The organism is Aeromonas sp. s2, assembly GCF_040907935.1.
GTDB lineage: Bacteria > Pseudomonadota > Gammaproteobacteria > Enterobacterales > Aeromonadaceae > Aeromonas > Aeromonas dhakensis.
Map to the genome: position 1 here is coordinate 45,517 of NZ_JBFOCR010000016.1, position 22,087 is coordinate 67,603.

A 22,087-nucleotide genomic window follows, 5' to 3' on the forward strand; every position below is an offset into this window, starting at 1 on the left:
TACGCACAGTTTTTCCGTATTGTTGAGGATTGAGGCCGCCATGGTTGTAGAAAGCGAAGGCTATATCGCCCTGATTGAGTATCTGGTGGAGAGTCTGGGACTGTTTGAAACCCAGCAACAGAGCAGTGGTGAACAGACCATCGAAGATCTGGTGAGCAGCCGGGTGGCCGGCAACCTGATGGCCATCTGCGAGCAGAATCCGCAGCTCGATCCCAAGTTGCGCTTCGTGATCATGCAGGAAGCCGATGCGGTGGTGGCCGATCTGGAAGAGGTGCTCTCCGCCGTCTGGCTGCGCGCCCCGACCCCGGAGCAGAAAGCCTTCCTCGAAGAGTTCATCGATCTCATCAAGAACCTGTTTGACGGCGCCATCAGCTGAGCGCCGTGGCGAACGCCAGCGTCGCCACTCCCCCACCATTTTTCGCACCGCAGATAATGAAAAGGGCCGCCTTCATTGGCAGCCCTGCTTGCTAGCATTTCAACTCATCAAGTTTTTCAATGACTTTTATGAATTTCGAGGCAAGAAATGTGTCTGGTCTTGGCCGCCGTCCATGGTGGCTACCAAGTTGGGCAAGCCTGGTTCAAATAAGTTCCTCTCCATGACGCATTTTTTTTATGATTTTTTTCACTCTCCTGACACAGCCCGATAAAAAGGCCGCAAAGGCGGCCTTTTTCTTTTCACCATCAATGACGAGTCACAGATACCCGTCATCTTGCCCTAGCGGTTGAGGCTCGGTGGCAGGCAGACGCCGATGCCGCCCAGGCCGCAATACCCGTCCGGATTCTTCTCCAGATATTGCTGATGGTAATCCTCGGCGTAATAGAAGGGGGCCAGCGGCAGAATGCGGGTGGTGATGGCGCGGCTGTCGCCGCTGGCCAGCATCGCCTGCTGATAGGCGGCCAGACTCTGCTGGGCAATCGCCTCCTGGGTGTCGTCCCCGAAGAAGATGACGGAGCGGTACTGGGTGCCTATGTCGCCGCCCTGGCGCATCCCCTGGGCCGGATCGTGCTGCTCCCAGAACAGCTTGAGCAGATCGCCGTAGCCGATCACCTTGGGATCGAACACTACCTGCACCGTCTCGGCATGGCCACTCAATCCGCTGCACACCTCCTTGTAGGTGGGATTCTGGGTCACCCCACCCTGATAGCCGGCGGCGGTGGAGTAGACCCCTGGCTGCTGCCAGAACAGGCGCTCCACACCCCAGAAGCAGCCCATGCCAAACCAGGCCACCGCCATCCCTTCAGGCCAGGGGCCCTGAGTCGGGTGACCATTGACCGCATGCTGCTGGCCAATCACCATCGCCTCGCGGCGTCCCGGCAGCGCGTCTGCCGGCGAAATAATCTGTTCCATGCACCCTGTCCTTGTATAAAAACCTGTGCAACCGCACAGCTGACGAAAAGGAATATCGAAGATAACAGTTTATGGGCCGGGATCAACCTGGGGCGCACCGCCACACCGCTGACGCCCCTGCCCCGCCTGGTATCGCCACCGTTCGACCTGCCTGACCACCGCGATGACAAAATCGCTCAAAATCAATATTTAATCTTGATTTGTGCATTTATTTTCATATATTGAGCCCATTGTTGTTTTTTTATGGAAGAAGCCTCAAGTGCGTGAACGCGAACCCAGCCTGGTCTATGCCTTTCGGCAGTCAACCCCCTACGTCAATGTGCACAGAGGTGCCACCTTCGTGCTGATGATGGGGGGGGAAGCCCTCTGCCACCCCAATTTCGCCAACATCGTCAGCGACATCGCCCTGCTGCAGACCTTGGGCATTCGCCTGGTACTGGTTTTCGGCTCCCGCCCGCAAAACGACGAGGCGCTGGCCCGCGCCGGCATCGAGGCCCAATACCACAAGCGCATCCGGGTCACCGATGACGCGAGCTTCGCCATCATCAAGCAGGTGTGCGGCGGCTTGCAGTACGACATCACGGCCCAGCTCTCCATGGGGCTCGCCAACACACCGATGCAGGGTGCCCGCATCAGCGTGGTGAGCGGCAACTTCGTCACCGCCCAGCCGCTCGGGGTGGATGACGGCATCGATTTTTGCCACAGCGGCCGGGTACGCCGCATCGACGTGGAGGGGATCACCCGCCAGCTCGATCAGAAGAGCCTGGTGCTCATCTCCCCCATCGGCTGCTCGGTCACCGGCGAGAGCTTCAACCTGAGCTCGGAAGAGGTGGCCCGCCGGGTGGCGGTGGATTTGAAAGCAGACAAACTCATCTGTTTCAGCAGCACCCAGGGGGTGATGGACCGCCACGGCGAGGCCATCTCCGAGCTCTTCCCCGAGCAGGCCGAGGAGCTGCTGGTGGAGCTGGAGCAGGCGGGGGAAGAGATGTCCGGCACTGCCCGCTACCTGCGCGCGGCCATCGCCTCCTGCCGCGGCGGCGTGCCTCGCTCCCATCTGGTGAGCTATCAGGATGACGGCGCCATGCTGCAGGAGCTGTTCAGCCGTGACGGCCTTGGCACCCAGATCGTGCGGGAAAGCGCCGAGCAGGCGCGCGCCGCCACCATAGAGGACATCGGTGGCATCCTGGATCTCATCCGCCCGCTGGAGGAAGAAGGGATCCTGGTGCGCCGCTCCCGCGAGCAGCTGGAGATGGAAATAGACAAGTTCACCATCATAGAGCGCGACGGCCTCATCATCGGCTGCGCGGCGCTCTACTGTTTCATGGAAGAGGCGATGGCGGAGATGGCCTGCGTCGCCATCCACCCCGACTACCGCAACTCAAACCGGGGGGATCAGCTGGTGGCCAAGGTGGCCGAGCGGGCCAAGCGGCTCGGCATCCGCCGCCTGTTCGTGCTCACCACCCGCTCCATCCACTGGTTCCGGGAACGGGGCTTCGATCCGCTGGAGGTGGAAGATCTGCCGGTGGCGCGCCAACGCCTCTACAACTGGCAGCGTCGCTCCAAGGTTTTGTCAAAGACAATCGTATAACCCATTGATTTTGCGTTGGCTTGGCTGACTTTTTGAACTTTTTCACAAACTCGATTGACAGTGCAATCCAACGCAAGGTATTTCTAAATGCACTCCACCGCCCTGGTGGAGCCAGAAGAGGAGCGCTGCCCAGGCAGCCCGAGGGAGGACACCAGTGTCCGGTGAGCTTGGGTCAGGGGGAGCAGCGCCGAGACATCTGAGGCAACTGGATACCTCAGTGTCGGCTGCGGGGGCTGAATCCCCCGGGTTGTCATCGGTAGTGGTCATCCCCCACCGCGCCCCGTCAGGGGCGGGTACGGGATGGGCTCTGCGGGTGGAGTGCTTCTGGCCGGGATAGCTTCGATCATTCCTGCCATTTTCAGCCTCCTCCTCTCTTTTTGCCCGATGGAACCGGATTTTCATATTAAGACAGGAGTAAGCAATGAGCCCGATCAATGTCGCCAAGTTTGGCGGAACCAGCGTCGCCAACGCGGCAGCCATGAACAACTGTGCCGATGTGGTGCTGGCCAACCCGGCCACCCGGGTGGTGGTGCTGAGCGCCAGCGCCGGCGTCACCAACCTGCTGGTGGCACTGGCCCAAGGCGATCTGGACGAGGCGGGCCAGGAGGCGCAACTGACCAGACTGAGCGAGATCCAGCAGGCCATTCTGGCCGACCTTGGCCACCCGGGCGACGTGAGTGCCCAGATCCACGACCAGCTCGACGAGATCCGCACCATGGCGCGTCAGGCCCATCTGCGTACCGATGCCGAGCTGGCTGACAGGCTCATCGCCTGCGGCGAGCTGATGTCTACCCGCCTCTTTACCGAGCTGCTGCGCCAGCGCGGCGTCAAAGCCCGCTGGCAGGATGTGCGCCAGCTGCTGCGCACCGACAGCCGCTTTGGCAAGGCCAGCGTGGATCTGGCCGCCACCCGTGACCTCTGCCAGCAGACGCTGGGCCCCCTGCTTGGCGACAGCCTCATCATCACCCAGGGCTTCATCGGTGCCGACGGCGATGGCCGCACCACCACCCTGGGCCGCGGCGGCTCCGACTACAGCGCGGCCCTCCTGGCCGAGGCGCTCGACGCCGGCAGCATCGAGATCTGGACCGACGTGCCCGGCATCTACACCACGGATCCGCGCCTGGTTACCCGCGCCCGCCCCATCCCCGAAATCAGCTTCGTGGAGGCGGCCGAGATGGCCACCTTCGGCGCCAAGGTGTTGCACCCGGCCACCTTGCAGCCGGCGGTGCGCCGCGACATCCCGGTGTTTGTCGGCTCTGCCAAGGATCCGGCCGCCGGCGGCACCTGGATCCGCGCCAGCACCCGCACCAATCCGCTGTTTCGCGCCGTGGCCTTGCGCCGCAACCAGGTGCTGGTGACCCTGCACAGCCTCAACATGTTCCACGCCTACGGTTTCCTGGCCGAGGTGTTCGGCATCCTGGCCCGCCACCGCATCTCGGTGGATCTCATCACCACCTCCGAGGTGAGCGTGTCGCTGACCCTGGATCACACCGGCAGCCAGAGCAACGGCGAACCCATCCTCAATGACAAGGTACTGGCGGAGCTCGGCCAGCTGTGCAAGGTGCAGGTGGAGACAGGGCTGGCGCTGGTGGCGCTTATCGGCAACCGGATGAGTGAGGCGGTCGGGGTGGGCAGTCAGGTCTTTGACGCCATTCGCGAGCACAACATTCGCATGATCTGTTACGGCGCCAGCGCCCACAACCTCTGCTTTTTGGTCAAGGAAGACGAGGCGGGCCACATCGTCAACCGCCTCCATCAGGAGCTGCTCGACTAAGGGGCAGACAGCTCGCCAGGATCAACAGAGGGGCCGCCGGGCCCCTCTTTCTATATAGGGTGATTTCTGGATAAGAGTTGAGCGGCCCTAACCCGCCGTAGTCAGCGCCGGCAGCAGGTTGGCCCGGATCTCCTCGCGCAGCCCTTCCAGTCTGTGCAGCAGCGCCCCCTGATCCAGCCCCGCCTCGTTGGGGCCCAGGTTGTCCGCCAGTTCGGCGTAGTGTTCGGTCACAGCCTGCTCCAGCCAGTCGAGCCGGCGCAGGGTGAGCGGGCCACAGCTCTTGCCGCTGAGATCGTCGGCAATGTCGAGCCGGTGGCTGCGATACATGTCGCGCCACCAGTTGGCGGCGAGCGCCTCTTCGCTGGCGAGCGCCGATCGCCACTCGCCCAGCAGCCCCTGCAAGCGGGCCAGCACCGGCGCACTCGCCCCCTCCCGAGTCAGGTGCTGCAGCTCCCGCTGCGCCCAATTGACGCACAGGCCGCGCCAGTAGCGAAACTGCGGCAGCGGATCCGGCTCGTCGAGCCAGAGACCCGAGAGGGTGCGGGTCTCCAACCGTTCAGGGACATGAAAACCGGGATCGGTGAGGCCGTTGGAGTTGAATTCATGGCGAGGATCGAAGGGCCACATGTAGCCAAAGTCGAACACGCTGATCTGCTGGCCGTCGTCCAGCAGGTTGCCGGGGCTCGGATCCCAGTCGAACCAGCCCCAGTGGGCCAGCTCCGCCTGCACCGCCAGCATCTGCGCCAGGTTGCGCTCGTTGAGCTCATGCACCGGCACGCCTCGCAGCCAGGGGGAGACCAGCACCCCGGCCCGGGCCGAGCCAAAGCTGGTGCAGACCACGTTGGCCAGGATGGTGGGGTGCAACTCCCGCAGGGCCTCTATCTCCCGGCGGCGCTCCAGCTCGGTCAGGAAGGCGGTTCTGCCGTCCACGTTGGCCACCAGGGAGTCGTGCCGGCGCCGCTTCAGGCACCAGTGATGTCCCTCCACCTTGAGGTGGAACACCTCGGCGGTGAGGCCGTGACGATAGACCTTGAGCACGGCCGGATGATCCTCCTTGAGACGCACCAGCTGGGCCACCGAGAGGGGACAGTCCTGCTCGCGCCCGATCCGGATCTCCTCCTTGCTCTCCAGCATGCGGAGCAACCTTGCCTGACGTGCCGCTACTTTGGGATTCATACATGTACCTCCATCCATATTGAGAGACTAAGCAGCAAGGCTGGAGCAGACCAGCGGCAAAGCGTCATGATGACGCTTTCATCACAGAATGAGTGTGCCCCCCGGATCGGGATCACAGTTTGCATGGCTCCACTGTCACGCAACCTTCATTGTTTGGTCATTAAATTGACAACAAGGAACAAGCCCATCACCATCGGGTCAAATTAAATGCAGCAGCCATGCATCACCGTCACTCGCTCAAAGGATGAGCCCATATGAAAGCCCCCACTTCAGCGCGCTTGCCAGCCAGGGTCTCCGGTCTCCCCGCCCTGCTGCTGGGCATGCTGGCCGCGCTGCTGTTGCTGACCCTGTTGCTGCCGCAGATCAATCCCGCCAGCTGGCTCGGCCGGGCCCAGCCGCTGGTGCTGGGGCCGGCGGACAATCCCATCGCCACCCTCACCCGCCATGCCCTGCTCTACAAGAGCGACAGCCGCGGTCTCTATCTGGTGGTACGCAGCCAGTGGCAGCTGCGGGGGCCGCTGCAGGAGGGGGACAAGGTCAGGGTGGAGCTGCTCAACGACAGGGGCGAGCGCATCGATCAGCTGAGCCAGCCGGTGGACAAGCGCCAACAGTGCCGCAAGGGGCGCTGCACCCTGGATCTCAACAGCACCCTGCGTGCCCCCGACGACGCCCTGGCCAGCCGCTATCAGCTGCGGATCGGCCTGCTGCTCAAGGAGAGGCCCGAGAGCGGCGAGTTCAGCCAGATCCTGCAGACCCTGCCGGAGCGGGGTTTCAACCTCACCTATCTCTGCACCAGCCTGCTGCTGGTGCTGGCCCTGAGCGCCGCCGTGCTGAAGGTGGTGCTGCCCACCCTCAGGCGCAATCTGCGCTGGCGCATCGCCGGCAGCCTGCTGCTCGGCAACCTCACCTTCGTGCTGCTGCACGGCTTCGTGGTGTTCAAGCTGGGGGAATTTCTGCTCTGGTCAGGCTTTCGTCCCGAGCACTACTACCTCGCCTGGGGCAGCATGGTGCTGGGCTGGAGCCTCTGTGCGCTGGCGGGTTTCAACCTCTATATGGGGCTGGTGTTTACCGCCCTCTCCGGCATCGGCCTCTTGGCGAATTTCATGAAGATCGCCATCTACGGGGTACCGCTCGGGGGGGACGATCTCGGCAACCTGGTGGCGCTGCTGCGCATCCTGCTGGAGCAGCACCCTGTGCTGCCGCTGCTGGGCGGTGCACTCGCCCTCTTCTTGTGCTGGCGCTTCGCCCTGTCGCGCTGGGTGCTGCGTACCGCCGCCGCCACCGCCGCCTTCTTTGCGCTGTGCGTGTTTGCCACCCAGACCGGCAACAAGCTGCTGGGGCCCAACATTCGCTACGTGGACAGGGCGGTCAACTACCACAGGGACATCATCCGCTCGGGGCCCGGCCTCTATCTGTTCAACCTGGTGGACGAGATGCTGCAAAGCGGCAGCGTGTTTCGTTATCCCTTGCAGATCAACGAGTTCACCCCCCAGCTCAGCCATGTCAGCCTGAACCAGACGCCCCGCTTCGATCTGGTGATCGTGCTGCAATATGAATCCCTCTGGCTCGGCTGGCAGGGCAAGATCTGCGCGCCCCCGCCCACCCTGAGCCTGCCGGCCAGCGTGCAGCAGTGGCACAAGACCATCCACTCCCCCACCACCGGCGGCATGACGGTGCTTGCGGAGTTCGAGATGAACACCGGCCTGCCAGTGGGGCTGCTCAAGCAGGGGGTGGTGCCCTACTACTACCTCTCGGAGCAGGTGCCGGGTCTGGCGCAGAGTGCCAAACAAAGTGGCTACCGGACCCTGTTTGCCCACCCCTATGTGGAAAAGTTCTGGGGCCGCGCCAAGGCGATCCCGGCCCTTGGCTATGAGGAGCGCTGGTTCGACAACCGTTTCACCACGCTCGAACATAAGGGGCTCTATATCTCGGATGATGCCCTCATCGACCACCTGCTCAAGCGCAGCGAGCAGGATGAGCAGCCGCTGTTTGCCTACGCGGTCACCATGCAAGGACACGGCCCCTTCGACGGGGATCGCTACCAGGCCCAGCAGCTCGACAAGGCCTGCCCGGATCAGAGCGAGGCCGACCGCCAGCTGCTCAACACCTACTACACCGGCGTGGTGGATGCCATGGCATCGCTGGAGCACCTGCTGACCAGCCTGGATCGCTCAGGCAAACGCTACCTGGTGGTGGCTTTTGGCGATCACCAACCATTCCTGATGTCGGCCGGCAAGGGCATCCACGGTGACAAGCCACCCCGCGATGCCAGCTACCAGATCCCCATGATGGCCTTTGCCCGCGCCGATGACGCCCTCAATCTGGCGACCCAGTTCGACCCAGTGCGCCAGCTCTATCAGATGGGCCAGGCCACCCGTCAGCTGCTGGCGGGTGACATGACCCCTCTCCCGGATCAGGCCCTGCTTCATCCCGTGCTGGGAGAGGAGAAGGGATTCGACGTCTCACCCCTGGTGCCGCAGATCCGCGCCAGCTTCCGGCCCGACGCCCTGCCTTGAGCCCCGTAGCAATGGGATAGATGACAAAGAGGTCGCCCAGGCGACCTCTTTGTCTATGTGCCGATGCGACTATGGCAGCCGGTGCGAACTCACTCGCCGAGCCAGGACTCGCACAGGGTGAGACTCTGGGCATCGAGATCCAGTTCGGCCTCGATGCCAAGGGGCAGGGTCAGCATGGGGTGGGTGTGGGCGCAGTCATACTCCGCCAGAATGGGGAAGGTCGGCTCCCCCACCACCTCCAGCAGGATGTCGAGCGGCCTCCGGCCGCTGCCCTGACTGTCGAACAGCTCGTGTTTGCCGAGCACCAGGGCGCCGATGCGATCAAACACCCCGCACAGCTTGAGGTGGGCAAACGAGCGCTCCACCGTCTCTGCCAGATGAAGACTGTCTTCCAGCAGCAGAATGTCACCTCGCTCGATGGCCGGCATATAGGGGGAGCCCCAGATCCCCGCCAGGGTGTTGAGGTTGCCGCCAATGAGCCGGCCCCGCACCCGACCTGTGCCCACCGAGATCAGCCGGTTTGGCCGGCACTGCTTGGCCCGGCTCTGCTGCTCCCAGTCAAGCCGCTCCTCGGTCCATTGCGCCGGGGTCGGCACTGTGTGAGGCACGGCGGCGCCACTGGCCTGGCAGATCTGGCGAAAACCCGCCAGGGTCTCGTCCACCAGCGGCGAGAGCTCGCCAAAAGAGGCCACCAGCGCCGGTCCGTAGAAGGTGACCAGGCCGGTGCGGGCATGAATGCCGAGCAGCAGGGCCGTCACATCGGAGTAGCCAATGATGATTTTGGGGTCGCGCATGAGCGCATCAAAATCGAGATAGGGCAGCAGGGAGTTGGAGTTGCTGCCGCCAATCACCGACATGATGCAGCGCACCTCTGGATCGCGAATGAGGGCATTGAGCTCGGCAGCCCGGGCGGCGATGGAGCCGGAGCGCCAGTGATCGCGCTGGCCGGTGAGGCTGCCCGCCTTGAGTCTGAAGCCCTGCCCTTCCAGAAACGCCCCGGCACGGGCAAAGCGGTTTGGCGCCCAGGCGGTGGCCGCACTGGAGGGGGAGAAAAAGCCGATGGTATCGCCAGGCTTGAGCCCCGGCGGCTTGAGTATCGTCATCGCAAACGGTCCTGTTCCAGATCTGGCCATCCAGGGCATGGCAGCCACAAGAAAGGACTCATAATAGCCATTAGATGGCCATCAAGGCACCAAGAGAAGATGGCAGATCAGGTAATAACCGACGCCACCCGGCTGGTGATCACGAAGTCGAGACCCGCATGGGAGATAGCGCGGCTCACTTGCCCGCCGGCTGAACCCAGAAGCGACGCCCCCATGCCTGGCTTATCTCGTCAAAGGAGCCATCGCGGTGCATCTGCTCCAGCGCCGCCCGCAGGCCTTCGATAATGACGGCATCCGTGTTGCGGCTGAAGGCAAAATAGAACGACTTGGTCTCCTGAAACTCAAACATGGGGACAAACTCCGAGTAGTGATGGCCCAAGGTCTCTATGTGGTAGGCGGCCCCCATCTGCATGGCTGGCGCGACGTCGGCCCTGCCGCGCAGCAGCATGCGAAACTTGTCGTCTTCGTCGTGCACCAGCACCAGATTGAGCCCTTTCTCCGCCAGCTCGATGGCCAGCGCCGAGTCGCGTACCACCGCGATCCGCCAGGGGGCCAGGTCAGCCAGCTGATGGCCCACCACATCGTCGCGTTTTGCCAGGCGATACACCCAGGTGACGCGAGGCCCGATAGGGCCAACCCAATGAAAGAGCGCCTCGCGCTCGGGCAGCCTTATCATGCTGAAGATGACGGTATTGGGGTCATACTGCGCCATCTGATAGGCCCGCGCCCAGGGCAGGAGCTGGATGCCCTTGCGGTCGAGCCCGATGCCGCTGACCTCCAGCATTCGCTTGAGCAGATCCACCGACAGCCCCGTCACCTGGCCGTCCTTGTCCCGATAGTTGTATGGGGGGAGCTCCTCCGTCACCGCCTGAATGGTGGCCCCCATGGCGCTCCCCAGCCAGCACCACAGCAATATCCAGCGCAGAATATGGAACATGATTGCATCCTCAACCCAATCCCTCTTGTCATGAGTATTGCGGATGCGAACCACACAATACAGGCTGGCGGACAGGTGCATGTCAGGGCGCTGGCATCCCCCATCCGCTGGGAAGAGCGCAATAAAAAACCGGCAGCAGGTTGCCGGTTTTTTCATGGCATCAAGGCGTCAGACCAACACGGCGGTCCCGCTGATGCTGACCATCAGCATGCTGCCGCTTTGCCCCACCACCTCGTAGTCGATGTCGATGCCGACCACCGCATTGGCACCCAGCGCCGCGGCGCGCTCCCTGAGCTCGTCGAAGGCGATTTCCCGGGCCCGGGCCAGCTCTTTCTCATAGGCGCCGGCGCGGCCGCCGATGATGTCGCGGATCCCGGCAAACAGATCCTTGAACACGTTGGCGCCAAGAATGGCTTCACCCACCACGATGCCGCGGTACTCGCGAATGGTCTTGCCTTCCAGGGTGGGGGTAGTTGAGAGGATCATCTGGGTTTCCTTGTGGATTGAACTGGGGGACAGCCTAAAGCAGCGAAGGGGGCGCAGGCAAGCAGGGAGACCCGGTTCGCCCCTGGCGGAGCATGGCGGCGCGGGCCTGCCAGCACGGATCCCGTGCGCGTCGACGACGTGGCACCTGTCCATATTCAACGACGAAAGGCGACATCGAGCCGTCGCATGGCCTGCTCCGACAGCCCCTTTCATTAGCCGATCCGGCTCAAACATCAAGTGATAAAAGTGTCAGTTGTGGCCCATTTTGCCTTTCCCTAGGGTGAGTCTGTCCCGGCCATGGACCGGAGACAGACCCATTTCTCACGAGGAGAGCAGCATGATGCAGCAGGATACCCGACTACCTCCCCCCACCCTCGCACCGGGGGTATGTTCCCCCGCCAGCCAGCTCGCCGACACCGCTATGGAGACCAAGTCATGACCACGATCGCCACCCTGGATCTGGGGGATCAGGGTCTGCTGGCAGCCTACCTGTCAGCGACCTCGCCCGCCCTGCTCAACCAGACCTATGCGAACTTGTTGTTGATGCAGCAGTCATTGGCCAACAGCGAGATCGACTCCACCCTCGCGGTCAAAATCGAGGCCTACCAGGCCCAGATGATGAGTCAGGCACGCTACTACCAGCAGACCAACCTGTCCGGCCTCATCCACCTGCTGAGCAACGGCTCCAACTTCTACGCCCTGGTCGCCGCGTTCAATCGCCTGCTTGGCCAGGAAGAAGACGCCGCCGTGCTCGCGGGGCGCGCCCGGCTGGCCGAGCAGCTGACGTCTCTCGCCGATCAGGCCCTGAGCTACCGGCTCAATGCCCAAGCGCTCAATACCCGCGTGCAGGTGGCCTGGGGATCCCTGCGCCCCCTGATGGAGCAGTTCAATGGCGTCATCACCCAGCTCGAGCAGGACCTGATGGCCGATGCTAAGCGCCAGACCGAGATCATTGATGCCCTCAACCAGGCGATTGCCGCCAATATCCAGGCCATCGTCGATGAGGGTGGCAAGGCCGGTGAAGGGGTCAACCAGCTGGGGCGGGCCATCGTCACCTCGCTGACGCTGGAACAAAAACCGGCCGACAAGGGGGACAAACCCGCCACTTCGCAGGAGATAGCCAAACAGACAGACCAGCAGACCCAGTACATGGTCTCCGGTCTCAAGGCGATCTCATCGGGCATTGCCGGCTCCAGCCTAGCGGCCCGCGAGCTCAAGACCAACACCGACAAGCTGGCCGAGGCCTACCAGGCGCTGGCCGCCACCAACACCCTGCTGACCGTGGCCAAGTCGGTACAGGCGCAAAACCAGCTGTTTGTCGACACCTACAGCCGGGTTGCCGATGCCGTCACCCAGCTGCCTGCTGGCTGGCAGAAGGTGGCCGATGCCTACCAAGGGGCGGTGCCCGTGGTCGCCGACCTCAACAGCCCCGACGACGTGCGCCAGCTGCGGCGCACCGTGGCGCTCAACACCCAGTCCTGGCTGCTGCTCGCAGGCCAGGTTGACGACATCAAGGCAGCCTACGCCGGCAACGGCATCCTGCCCGACGCTTAATCCCACCACGCAAGGACACGCCAAATGACCAACGCAACAACCATCACCATGGACCAGGGTATGGCCAACCAGGCTTCCCAGGCCCTGCAGATCCAGACCTACTGCAACAGCGTCAAGCAGCAGGTGCCGGTGGACTTCAGCCAGTTCCCGAACCTCAAGGACAACCAGACCCAGATCAACCAGGGGCTCGATCTGGCGAAGGGGCACGCCGACCTCTATCTCAATACCGTCCAGCCGCAGATCATCACCAACATCAGCAACATCTCCAACTACTTTGCCCTGCAAAACGCCATTCCGGCCGTGCTGCCGCCCGGCTCCACCAAGGCGCAATGGCTCAGGCAACTGAGCGTCATCAAGGAGCAGGCCACCGAGTATCAACGGCTCTCCGCCGACACCCGGCTGGTGATCGTCAATCTCAACAACAACCTCATCACCGACTCCAGCAACTTCCAGGGCATAGTGGTGAACCTCAACAGCAAGGTGCAGGGGGACAACGGGGTACTCGCCCAGCTCAACGGTGACATCGACAAGGTGAACGCGGCCATCGACGGCGCCATCGCCGGCATCGTCGCCGGGGGGCTGCTGGTGATTGGCGGCGCCTTCGTCACCGCCATCGGCGCCGTGGCGGACTTCGTCACCGCCGGCACCTCGACCCCGGTGGTCATCGGCGGGGTCGCCATGATGGTGGCCGGGGCCGGCGGCATCACGGCTGGCGCCATCGTGCTGCACAACTCCCTCGGTACCCGCCAGGATCTGTACCAGAAACGCAGCAACCTCAACAGCGAGGTGCTGATCGCCACCCAGATCGGCAACGGCTACAAGGGGTTGCAGGTGCAGGCGCAAAACGCCGTCACCGCGGCCACCCAGATGAGCAACGCCTGGGACGCCCTCACCTCCGATCTGGGCAGCCTGATCACCGATCTGGACAAGGGGATCACCAGCGGCGACGACATCCGCCAGCTCTGGCTGACCGCCGCCGACACCACGGTCAAGACGGTGCTCACCGACGTGACCACCATCAAGGCCCAGATGGCCGGCGTGAGCCCGCTGCAAGTGCCGCAGACCGACACCATCGCCAACTTCGTGGCGCGCCTGGCCGCCTAACCCCCGGGAGGGCGGCCTGGCCGCCCTCTTTCATAAGGAGACCCCATGAGCAACGGCATTCTTTCCCAATCCATTGCCAACATGCAGCAGGCCGAAGCGACCATTCAGTCCTTCAGCGGGTTGCCGCAAAACGCCGTCAACATCCAGCAGAACGTCGGTGAGGTGGTCGCCGCCCTGCTGCCCCAGGTGCAAACCATGCAGCAACAGGTGCTGGCGTTTGCTGGCCACCTGGAGACACAACTGACCCAGCAGCTGGCCAATAGCGGCCCCTTCAACCCCGACGCCCTCAAGGCGTTCGTCGATCAGGTCCAGCAGGAGATCGCCCCCATCCAGACCCTGACCGCCCAGACCCTGACTGCCAGCCAGGCGGCCAACGATCGCATCACGCAGGACAACATAGCGTTGCAGCGGATCGGCGTGGAGCTGCAGGCCACCATCGCCGGGCTGCAGTCCAACCTGGCCGGCGCCCGGCAGGAGCTGGACTCCCTCAACAAGAAGAAGCTCTACCTACTGGGGCTGGGACTGCTGGGGCTGCCTGGCCTCATCGCCCTGGCCGTCACCCTGACGCAGACCCAGAACAAGGTGAGCAGTCTGGAGGGACAGGTGAACCAGATTGAGGGGCAGATCCAGCGCCAGCAGGGCTTCCTCGGCCAGACGACGGCCTTCTCCCAGCAATTTGGCTCCCTCATCGATCGAGTGAGCAAGGTGGGCAACACCATCACCCTGCTCGGCGGCGACATTGCCAACGTCGCCCGCGATGCCGGGCAAGGGGATCCGGAGCTGGCGCGGCTCTTCTTCACCGCCGCCCTCACCGAGGTGCGCACCCTGCAGGTGGACGCCTCCTGATACGACCGCAACAAAAAAGGAGAGGCCAAGGCCTCTCCTTTTTCATGGTGCACGTGGTCATTGTAGTCCCGGCACGTTTGCCCCAGGCTGCTTAGTGCAGCTTCAGGGTCGGGCGCAGCACCCGGTTGATGCGGCCCACCAGCATGATGAGGCCGGTCTTGATGTAGCCGTGCAGAGCAATCTGGTGCATCCGGTAGAGCGAGATGTAGACCAGACGGGCGATATAGCCCTCCACCATCATGGAGCCGCGCATCAGGTTGCCCATCAGGCTGCCCACGGTGGAGAAGCGGCTCAGGGACACCAGCGAACCGTGGTCGTGGTAGAGGTAGGGCTTGAGCTCGCCACCGTTCATCTTGGCCAGGATGTTCTTGAACGCCTGGGTCGCCATCTGGTGGGCAGACTGGGCGCGCGGCGGCACGAACTTGCCGTCCGGCTGCGGGCAGGCGGCGCAGTCACCGATGACGAAGATGTTCTCGTCGCGGGTGGTCTGCAGGGTCTCTTTCACCACCAGCTGGTTGATGCGGTTGGTCTCAAGACCGGCGATATCCTTCATGAAGTCCGGCGCCTTGATACCGGCCGCCCACACCATCAGATCCGCTTCAATCAGCTCGCCATCCTTGGTGTGCAGACCATCGGCGGTCGCTTCGGTGATCATGGTGGCGGTACGCACGTCCACGCCGAGCTTGACCAGCTCCTGATGGGCGGCGCCACTGATGCGCTCCGGCAGAGCCGGCAGGATGCGGGGGCCCGCTTCCACCAGGGTCACCTTCAGGCTGTCGGTGGTGAGGTTCTTGAAGCCGTAGGCGTAGAGCTGCTCCACCGCGTTGTAGAGCTCGGCAGAGAGCTCGACGCCGGTGGCGCCGCCGCCGACGATGGCAATCTTCACCTTGTCGCCCGGCTGGTATTCGGTGGCGAACTGCAGGAAGCGGTTCATCATGCTGTTGTGGAAGCGGTGCGCCTGGGAGGGGCTGTCCAGGAAGATGCAGTGATCCTTGATGCCCTTGGTGTTGAAGTCGTTGGAGACGGAACCGATGGCCATCACCAGGTAGTCGTAGGGCAGCTCGCGCTCGTTGACCACGATGTCACCGTTCTCGTCGACGATCTTCGCCAGCACGATGCGTTTCTCGTCGCGCTTGATGTCGGTGAGGGTCCCGAGCTGGAAGTCGAAACCGTGGTTCTTGGCGTGGGACTGGTAGCTCAGGGCGTCGATGCCCGCGTCCATGGAGCCGGTGGCCACTTCGTGCAACAGGGGTTTCCACAGGTGGGTGCGGTTGCGATCAACCAGGGTGATCTTGGCCTTGTTCTTCTTGCCCAGCTTGCGGCCCAGGCTGGTAGCCAGCTCCAGACCGCCGGCACCACCGCCGACGACAACAATATTGGTCATGGTTAATTACCTCGGTTCCATTAAAGCGAAGGGAGCCATCGGCTCCCTTGATAGTTGAATCCATGACGTGACGATCAATCAGGCCTCTTTGAAAGCCTTCATCTGCTGCAGGTGATGAGAGATGTTCTTGAACTTGTGCGTCTCTCGTTCATCCCACACGATGTTGTAATAATTCTTCAATTCACGCTCAGTTTCGCCATTATCGCGCACTTCATCCTGAACGGAAAGGATGCAGAGGCAATTTCCTGAATTTTTACTACGAAACTCAGACACACATTTGGTGCCGATATCTTCGTACTCTTCCGGCCGGTCGATCTTGCCCTGCATGTTGATCTCGGGGTGCAGGTTGGGGTTGAAGATCACCTGCTTGATGCCGCACAGAAAGCCGATGCGCTCGCTCCAGTAGCCACCCAGTCCCACCCCGCAGATGAGGGGCTTGGGATCGGTACTCATGTCGAGCTGCTTCTTCACTTCCTTGAGCAGGTGGCTCATGTCGTGACGGGGGTGAACCGTGCTGTAGTGCACGAAACGTACATCATCATCGATAAACTGCAACTGCAGCACTTTCTCGTGATTGCCGGGGCTGGTGGCATCGAAGCCATGCAGATAGATGATCATGGATAAGACCTCAGGATCTGTGTCGGTTTTATCGAAACTACCCCAGCGGCAGGACCCTGCGCCACCAAAACATCCAACTTTCTTGCTTTGGATCACGCCCTCTGTTGCTGATGAAACCAGAGCGGCGGGGCCGGCTCGCCATCGGCTATCAATCTGAGAGCCAGACCGACCGAAATGATAACCGGGCTACCAATCTGACAGCCCTCCCCCGCCGGCAGGAAAACGATTGGCAGCCATCGATGCTGTCAAGCGTGATCCCGCCTGCAAAAATGCGCATGAACAGGGCCAACAGGCCCCATGCATGCCGACCGAGCACGGTTCCTGCACTCCCCCTGTGATGCAGCGCGAAGGCGACCTTCGTCTGCGTGGCCGGATCCTGGTCGACCCGGTCCTCATCCATGAACGGGACAGCCAGCCTGCCCCATCTTGCCCGGCCAGAGCCGCCGGGTCGCAAGGAGTGATCTGTTCATGCACCAGACCCAGCCCCCCGGGGCGGCCAAGGGCCGCGCCATCGACGAAGTGGAGCGCCTGCTCCCCCCCGGCCAGCTCTTTACCCTCGGCCTGCAGCATGTGCTGGTGATGTATGCCGGCGCCGTGGCGGTGCCGCTGGTCATCGGCGGCAGCCTGGGGCTGCCCAAGGATCAAATCTCGTATCTCATCAGTTCGGATCTCTTCTGCTGCGGCATCGTCACCCTGCTGCAGTGCCTTGGCATCGGCCGTTTTGCCGGGATCCGCCTGCCGGTCATCATGTCGGTCACCTTCGCCGCCGTCATGCCCATGCTGGCCATCGGCGCCAACCCGGCGCTGGGGCTGACCGGCATCTTTGGCGCCACCATCGCCGCCGGCATCCTCTCCACCCTGCTGGTGCCGCTCATCGGCCGCTTGATGCCACTCTTCCCCACCGTGGTGACCGGGGTGGTGATCACCTCCATCGGCATCAGCATCATGCAGGTGGGCATCGACTGGATGGCGGGGGGCAAGGGCAACCCCGAGTACGGCAGCCTGCGCTACATCGGCACCAGCTTTCTGGTGCTGGCCTTCATCCTGCTGGTGACCCGCTTCACCAAGGGCTTTTTCAGCAACATCTCGGTACTGCTCGGCATCCTGTTCGGCTTCGGGGTGGCCATCGCCATGGGGGAAGTGAGCCTGGACGGGCTTGGCGAGGCGGCCTGGTTCGCTCCCATAGTGCCGTTCGCCTTCGGCTGGCCCACCTTCGATCCCATCTCCATCGCCACCCTCACCGTCATCATGCTGATCACCTTCATCGAGTCGATGGGGATGTTTCTGGCGCTCGGCGACATCGTCGGCCACCCGGCCAGCCGGGGCGACATAGTGCGCGGCCTGCGGGTGGACGGCATCGGCACCATCATAGGCGGCATCTTCAACAGCTTCCCTCACACCTCCTTCTCCCAGAACATCGGGCTGGTGAGCGTGACCGGGGTGTCGAGCCGCTGGGTCTGCGTCATGTCGGGGGGGATCCTGCTCGCCTTCGGCCTGGTGCCCAAGATGTCGGTGCTGGTCGCCTCCATCCCCCCCTTCGTGCTCGGCGGCGCCGGTATCGTGATGTTCGGCATGGTGCTGGCCACCGGCATCCGCATCCTGGCCAGGGCCGACTACAACAGCAATCGCCACAACCTCTACATCGTCGCCATCAGCTTAGGGATAGGCATGATCCCCACCGTCTCCGGCGCCTTCTTCCAACACTTCCCCGCTGCCCTGCAGCCGTTGTTTCATAGCGGCATCCTCTTGGCCACCCTCAGCTCGGTGCTGCTCAACCTCTTTTTCAACGGCTACCAGCCGGACCTGCGCCACCAGCCGAGGCCCCTGCTGGTAGGGCCGGTGCGCCCGCCTGCTCAGCCGCAGCCAGGCAAAACCGCCCCATAAAAAAACCGCCGGACAGCATGGCTGCCCGGCGGTTCCATTCAGCAAGCCAGTGTTAACCGCGGGTCTGGGCGAAGCGCTCCACCGCCGCTTCCACCAGCGCCAGGCTCCCCTGCCAGAAGGCGGGCTCGCGAATGTCCTCCTCCAGGTGCTTGGCCACCAGCTCTTCTGCGCTCATGCGGCCGGTATCGCGCAGCAGGTCGCGGTAGGCCTGGGCCACATTCTGTTCTCCCGCCTTCTGGCGATGCATCAGCTGCTGATAGACGCCGAGGCTGAACAGATAGCCGAACAGGTAGGGGTAGTTGTAAAAGCCAAACCCGGCGATGGAGAAGTGCGCCTTGGCCGCCCAGAACAGGGGGTGATAGCGGCACAGACTCTGCTCGTACCAGCGGCCCCAGGCCTCGTCGGTCAGCGTCTTGAGCCGGGCCGGCGAGACATAGCCAGACGCCCGTTCCGCCACCAGGGCGCGCTCGAAATCGAAGCGGGCCGGGATGTTGACCAGGAAGGTGGCGGCGCCATCGGCTTCGGCCCAGGCGATGGCCTGCTGCTCTTCCGAGCTTTGCGCCTGCTCGAACAGGGCGCTGCGCACCAAGGTTTCGGCGAAGATGGAGGCGGTCTCCGCCAGCGTCATGGGGTAACGACGCTGGCTCATGGGCAGATCGCGAATGAGCCAGTTGTGCCAGGCGTGGCCCAGCTCGTGGGCGAGCGTGATGACGTTGTCCATGGTGCCGGCATAGGTGATGAAGACCCGCGGCTCCACCGGCTCGGCAAACTTGGTGCAGTAGGCCCCGGTGCGCCGGTTGGGGGTGGGCGCAGCATCGATCCACCCCTTTTCGGCCATCATTCGGGCAAATTCCCCCATCTCGGGATCAAAACAAGAGAACGCATCGGCGATGATCTCGATCGCCTCCTCGAACGGGATCTCGCGGCTCACCGCGGCCGGCGGCGGGGCAAACAAATCCTCCGGCCCCAGCTCCTTGATGCCGAGGCGCTCGGCCATCAGCCCCAGCGCCCGCTGACCCAGCCCGCGTGCGCGCCAGGTCTCCTGCATCAGGGTATCCAGGGTCGCCCGCTCGATGTGGCTCTGGTGACAGGAGAGGTCGAGCGCATCGAGCTGGCGGCTGCGGCCGCGCTGGCGCGAAAGCTCAAGCCGCCAGCCATTGAGGGCGTTCAAGATGGCGGCCACCGTCTCCTGCTCCCCCTCCCAGCCGGCGCTGATGGCATCGAACGCTTCCCGGCGCAGGGCCCGCAGCGGGCTGGAGAGCAGGTTGCTCGCCTCGGCCAGCCCCATCTCGCGGCCATCGATCAGCAGCCGGATCTTGCCCACCAGATCGTTGTAGAGATTGCCCCAGGCGTGCAGGCCGTCGGTGCCAAGGCCGATCACCAGCTGCTCCGCCTCCACCGGCAGGCGCTGATCCTGCAAGAGGCGCTCGTGGCGCAGCCGGTACGCCTCCTCCCCCAGCAGGGAGTCGGCCATCAGCTGTTCAAATTCGGGTTCCGGCAGGGCCAGCATCAGATCCTCGACCGGCGCCAGGGTCTTGAACAGATCGGCATTGAGGGCGCGGGCACGGGAGGCCAGCTGCTTGGCCAGCTCGTCGCGGGCATCCTGACTGCCACGGCAGGCCGCCAGCACGGCCAGGTTCCAGCCAATGTTGTGAATGTCCCGAGTCCGCAGCCGCACCTCGCGCAGGAAATCCTGCAGCGCCTGCGCATTGGCCCGGGCGGCGCCAAGCCCCTCGATAAACTGGCCGAGCTCGTCCAGACTGGCGCGCGCCAGGGCGAGATCCGCGCTCACCTGCGGGCAGTCGAGGGCGGGATAGATATGCTGGTTTTGCCACTGTTGTGGGTAGATTCGTTGCTGCATCAAACGCTCGTCATCAGGTTGCGGGGCCGGGCCCCGTTGAATGCGCGTGGCGAGCCACAGGCCCGCCACCAGGATAAAAACGGCCGGGCTGCCTACACCAGCCGCTCGAGGCGGGCGACCGCCTCTTCCACATAATCGAGGCTCTCCTGCCAGAAGGCGGGCTCACGAATGTCGACCCCCAGGTGCTTCTCCACCAGCTCTTCTGCACTCATGCGGCCGGTGTCGCGCAGCAGCTCCCGATAGGCGTGGACGAACTCGCGCCCCGCCCGCGCCTGCTGGGCATAGAGCCCCAGGCTGAACAGGTAGCCAAACAGATAGGGGTAGTTGTAGAACCCGAGCTCGGCGATGGAGAAGTGGCCCTTGCTGGCCCAGAACAGCTCGTCATATTGACTCAGGGTGTCACCATACCACTGCTGCTGCGCCGATTTCATCATCTGCCGCAGCTGGCCGGCCCCCACGTAGCCCTCCTCCCGCGCCGCCACCAGGGCCCGCTCGAAGGTAAAGCGGGCCGGCACGTCGAGCAGCAGGCTGGCGGCCCGCTCCCCATCCAGCCAGGCGATGGCCCGGCGCTGCTCCATGTTGTCGGTGGCCGCCAGCAGGGCATCGCGCACCAGCGCCTCGGCAAACAGGGAAGCTGTCTCCGCCAGCGTCTTGGGGTAGTCACGCTGCTCCAGCGGCAACTCCCGCATCAGCCAGCTGTGCCAGGCGTGCCCCAACTCATGAGCAAGCGTGATGACGTTGTCCAGGGTCCCCTCGAAGGTGAGAAACACCCTTGGCTCGGGCGGCTCGGCATACTCGGTGCTGTAGGCGCCGCTGCGCCTCTGTTCGCTCGGGGCGGCGTCAATCCAGCCATTGGCCGCCATCATGCGGGCAAACGCCCCCATCTCGGGATCAAACCCGGCGAAGGCATCGGCCACCAGGGTCAGCGCCTGCTCGAAGCTGATGAGGCTGCTCGCCCCGACAGGCGCCGGGGCATAGAGATCCCAGGGGGCGAAGTCGTTGATCTGCTGGGCGCAGGCCATGGCACGCAGGGCGCGCCGCCCCAGCTCCTTGTGCTCGCCGGCCGCCGTCATCAGGGTCTCCAGGGTGGCCCGCTCCAGGTGCCCCTGATGGCAGGAGAGATCGAGCGCATCCCACTTGTGTTCCTTGCCGCGCTGGCGAGCCAGCTCGTTGCGCCAGCCGTTGATGGCGTTGAGGATGGCGGCCACCGTCTCCTGCTCCGCCCCCCAGGCCGCCTGGATGGCGTGCCAGGCCGCGGCGCGCCGAGACCGCTGCGGGTGGGCCAGCAGGTTGTCCGCCTGGGCCAGCCCCATGGGCTGCCCCTCCACCACCGGCCTGAGCCTTCCTACCAGGCCACCGTAGAGATCCCCCCACCCCTGCAGGCCATCCACGCTCAGCCCCGCGATCAACTGCTCGCTCTCGAGCGACAACCACTGATCCCGCTGGCGCCGGTCGTGGCGAATGGCGTAGGCGAGCTCGAACAGCTCGGGATCCTGCAACAGGGAACGCACCTGCTCCTCGGGGGCACGCACCCAGAACAGGGCCACCGGTTTGCAGAGCTGGGCCAGGCTTGCCTGCAACTGCTGGCCGCGGGAGAGCAGCAGCCGGGCCGCCTCGTCGCGCCCGTCCCGGCTGAGCCGGTTGTAGCCGTAGGTCTGCCAGTTCCACTCCAGCTGGCGTACCTCGCGCCAGCAGGCCCGGATGGCCCGCAGCAGATGGCGCAAGGCATTGATGTCGTTGGTCTTGGGCAGTTCATCCAGCAGGGGTTGCAGGCGCTTCATGGCCTCGCGGGCACGCTGAAAATCGGCGTCGATCGCCGGGCAGTCGGGGGCGGCATAGATGTGATCATCCTGCCAAACGGGTGGTTTCATGACGTTCCTTGTCTGTTTGCATCCATGTGGGTTGACC

17 protein-coding genes and 1 riboswitch are annotated in these 22,087 nt (G+C 63.6%); of the genes, 8 read left to right on the forward strand and 9 right to left on the reverse strand.

Going from position 1 to position 22,087, the window contains the following annotated elements; genetic code table 11:
- Positions 1-40: 40 nt before the first annotated feature.
- Complete coding sequence (locus AB5Y81_RS13600) at positions 41-376, forward strand: DUF3802 family protein (protein WP_005302076.1); 336 nt, start codon at positions 41-43, stop codon at positions 374-376.
- A gap of 339 nt (positions 377-715) precedes the next feature.
- Here AB5Y81_RS13600 and msrA read toward each other — a convergent pair whose 3' ends face one another.
- A complete protein-coding gene (gene msrA, locus AB5Y81_RS13605; protein WP_279484202.1) occupies positions 716-1,348 on the reverse strand; it encodes a peptide-methionine (S)-S-oxide reductase MsrA in 633 nt (210 codons plus the stop codon).
- Positions 1,349-1,607: 259 nt separating this feature from the next.
- Here msrA and argA point away from each other — a divergent pair, with 259 nt between their 5' ends.
- Together argA and lysC are read left to right on the forward strand one after the other, a co-directional pair.
- A complete protein-coding gene (argA, locus tag AB5Y81_RS13610) occupies positions 1,608-2,936 on the forward strand; it encodes an amino-acid N-acetyltransferase (RefSeq protein ID WP_005302082.1) in 1,329 nt (442 codons plus the stop codon).
- Between the two features lie 107 nt (positions 2,937-3,043).
- A riboswitch (Lysine riboswitch) is annotated at positions 3,044-3,268 on the forward strand.
- An 89-nt stretch (positions 3,269-3,357) separates the two neighbouring features.
- Entirely contained in the window at positions 3,358-4,710 is a 1,353-nt protein-coding gene (gene lysC / locus AB5Y81_RS13615; protein WP_017786787.1) for a lysine-sensitive aspartokinase 3, read from the forward strand.
- Positions 4,711-4,797: 87 nt separating this feature from the next.
- On the opposite strand, the gene AB5Y81_RS13620 is transcribed toward lysC, so the two are convergent.
- A complete protein-coding gene (locus AB5Y81_RS13620) occupies positions 4,798-5,886 on the reverse strand; it encodes a hypothetical protein (RefSeq protein WP_279484201.1) in 1,089 nt (362 codons plus the stop codon).
- Between the two features lie 254 nt (positions 5,887-6,140).
- Between AB5Y81_RS13620 and AB5Y81_RS13625 the strand changes: the two genes are divergently transcribed.
- Positions 6,141-8,402, forward strand: coding sequence for an LTA synthase family protein (locus AB5Y81_RS13625; protein ID WP_279484200.1), 2,262 nt, complete (start codon positions 6,141-6,143; stop codon positions 8,400-8,402).
- An 89-nt stretch (positions 8,403-8,491) separates the two neighbouring features.
- Here the strand turns inward: AB5Y81_RS13625 and AB5Y81_RS13630 are convergent, their stop codons facing one another.
- From AB5Y81_RS13630 to AB5Y81_RS13640, 3 genes are all read right to left on the reverse strand, one after another.
- Positions 8,492-9,505 (reverse strand): LD-carboxypeptidase, encoded by a 1,014-nt coding sequence (locus AB5Y81_RS13630; RefSeq protein WP_279484199.1) that lies wholly within the window; start codon positions 9,503-9,505, stop codon positions 8,492-8,494.
- A 175-nt stretch (positions 9,506-9,680) separates the two neighbouring features.
- Positions 9,681-10,442 carry an ABC transporter substrate-binding protein gene (locus AB5Y81_RS13635; protein WP_213343582.1) on the reverse strand — a complete coding sequence of 254 codons (762 nt, stop codon included), beginning with the start codon at positions 10,440-10,442 and terminating at the stop codon, positions 9,681-9,683.
- A 168-nt stretch (positions 10,443-10,610) separates the two neighbouring features.
- Positions 10,611-10,928: a heavy metal-binding domain-containing protein gene (locus tag AB5Y81_RS13640; RefSeq protein ID WP_005302101.1), complete on the reverse strand. Its 318-nt coding sequence runs from the start codon at positions 10,926-10,928 to the stop codon at positions 10,611-10,613.
- A gap of 435 nt (positions 10,929-11,363) precedes the next feature.
- Between AB5Y81_RS13640 and AB5Y81_RS13645 the strand changes: the two genes are divergently transcribed.
- The 3 genes from AB5Y81_RS13645 to AB5Y81_RS13655 are packed head-to-tail and all read left to right on the forward strand — an operon-like array spanning position 11,364 to position 14,432.
- Positions 11,364-12,482 (forward strand): HBL/NHE enterotoxin family protein, encoded by a 1,119-nt coding sequence (locus AB5Y81_RS13645; RefSeq protein ID WP_095592553.1) that lies wholly within the window; start codon positions 11,364-11,366, stop codon positions 12,480-12,482.
- A gap of 24 nt (positions 12,483-12,506) precedes the next feature.
- The gene (locus AB5Y81_RS13650) at positions 12,507-13,586 is read left to right on the forward strand and encodes an HBL/NHE enterotoxin family protein (protein WP_005302109.1); all 1,080 of its coding nucleotides are present in this window, start codon (positions 12,507-12,509) and stop codon (positions 13,584-13,586) included.
- Between the two features lie 45 nt (positions 13,587-13,631).
- Positions 13,632-14,432, forward strand: coding sequence for a hypothetical protein (locus AB5Y81_RS13655; protein ID WP_095592552.1), 801 nt, complete (start codon positions 13,632-13,634; stop codon positions 14,430-14,432).
- Between the two features lie 91 nt (positions 14,433-14,523).
- Here the strand turns inward: AB5Y81_RS13655 and AB5Y81_RS13660 are convergent, their stop codons facing one another.
- Positions 14,524-15,816: an NAD(P)/FAD-dependent oxidoreductase gene (locus tag AB5Y81_RS13660; RefSeq protein WP_010633673.1), complete on the reverse strand. Its 1,293-nt coding sequence runs from the start codon at positions 15,814-15,816 to the stop codon at positions 14,524-14,526.
- 78 nt (positions 15,817-15,894) lie between these two features.
- Positions 15,895-16,434 (reverse strand): alpha/beta hydrolase YcfP, encoded by a 540-nt coding sequence (ycfP, locus tag AB5Y81_RS13665; protein WP_005302119.1) that lies wholly within the window; start codon positions 16,432-16,434, stop codon positions 15,895-15,897.
- 468 nt (positions 16,435-16,902) lie between these two features.
- Between ycfP and AB5Y81_RS13670 the strand changes: the two genes are divergently transcribed.
- Entirely contained in the window at positions 16,903-18,318 is a 1,416-nt protein-coding gene (locus AB5Y81_RS13670) for a nucleobase:cation symporter-2 family protein (protein WP_279484197.1), read from the forward strand.
- A gap of 52 nt (positions 18,319-18,370) precedes the next feature.
- Here AB5Y81_RS13670 and AB5Y81_RS13675 read toward each other — a convergent pair whose 3' ends face one another.
- Positions 18,371-20,179 (reverse strand): M3 family oligoendopeptidase, encoded by a 1,809-nt coding sequence (locus AB5Y81_RS13675; RefSeq protein WP_279484196.1) that lies wholly within the window; start codon positions 20,177-20,179, stop codon positions 18,371-18,373.
- Between the two features lie 92 nt (positions 20,180-20,271).
- Positions 20,272-22,050, reverse strand: coding sequence for a M3 family oligoendopeptidase (locus AB5Y81_RS13680; RefSeq protein ID WP_279484195.1), 1,779 nt, complete (start codon positions 22,048-22,050; stop codon positions 20,272-20,274).
- Between the last annotated feature and the right edge of the window lie 37 nt (positions 22,051-22,087).

Bases quoted from the DNA above. Each gene is read 5' to 3' on its own strand.
- AB5Y81_RS13600 (WP_005302076.1), top strand. From the start codon at position 41: ATGGTTGTAGAAAGCGAAGGCTATATCGCCCTGATTGAGTATCTGGTG.
- msrA (WP_279484202.1), bottom strand. From the start codon at position 1,348: ATGGAACAGATTATTTCGCCGGCAGACGCGCTGCCGGGACGCCGCGAG.
- lysC (WP_017786787.1), top strand. From the start codon at position 3,358: ATGAGCCCGATCAATGTCGCCAAGTTTGGCGGAACCAGCGTCGCCAAC.
- AB5Y81_RS13620 (WP_279484201.1), bottom strand. From the start codon at position 5,886: ATGAATCCCAAAGTAGCGGCACGTCAGGCAAGGTTGCTCCGCATGCTG.
- AB5Y81_RS13625 (WP_279484200.1), top strand. From the start codon at position 6,141: ATGAAAGCCCCCACTTCAGCGCGCTTGCCAGCCAGGGTCTCCGGTCTC.
- AB5Y81_RS13630 (WP_279484199.1), bottom strand. From the start codon at position 9,505: ATGACGATACTCAAGCCGCCGGGGCTCAAGCCTGGCGATACCATCGGC.
- AB5Y81_RS13635 (WP_213343582.1), bottom strand. From the start codon at position 10,442: ATGTTCCATATTCTGCGCTGGATATTGCTGTGGTGCTGGCTGGGGAGC.
- AB5Y81_RS13640 (WP_005302101.1), bottom strand. From the start codon at position 10,928: ATGATCCTCTCAACTACCCCCACCCTGGAAGGCAAGACCATTCGCGAG.
- AB5Y81_RS13645 (WP_095592553.1), top strand. From the start codon at position 11,364: ATGACCACGATCGCCACCCTGGATCTGGGGGATCAGGGTCTGCTGGCA.
- AB5Y81_RS13650 (WP_005302109.1), top strand. From the start codon at position 12,507: ATGACCAACGCAACAACCATCACCATGGACCAGGGTATGGCCAACCAG.
- AB5Y81_RS13655 (WP_095592552.1), top strand. From the start codon at position 13,632: ATGAGCAACGGCATTCTTTCCCAATCCATTGCCAACATGCAGCAGGCC.
- AB5Y81_RS13660 (WP_010633673.1), bottom strand. From the start codon at position 15,816: ATGACCAATATTGTTGTCGTCGGCGGTGGTGCCGGCGGTCTGGAGCTG.
- ycfP (WP_005302119.1), bottom strand. From the start codon at position 16,434: ATGATCATCTATCTGCATGGCTTCGATGCCACCAGCCCCGGCAATCAC.
- AB5Y81_RS13670 (WP_279484197.1), top strand. From the start codon at position 16,903: ATGCACCAGACCCAGCCCCCCGGGGCGGCCAAGGGCCGCGCCATCGAC.
- AB5Y81_RS13675 (WP_279484196.1), bottom strand. From the start codon at position 20,179: ATGCAGCAACGAATCTACCCACAACAGTGGCAAAACCAGCATATCTAT.
- AB5Y81_RS13680 (WP_279484195.1), bottom strand. From the start codon at position 22,050: ATGAAACCACCCGTTTGGCAGGATGATCACATCTATGCCGCCCCCGAC.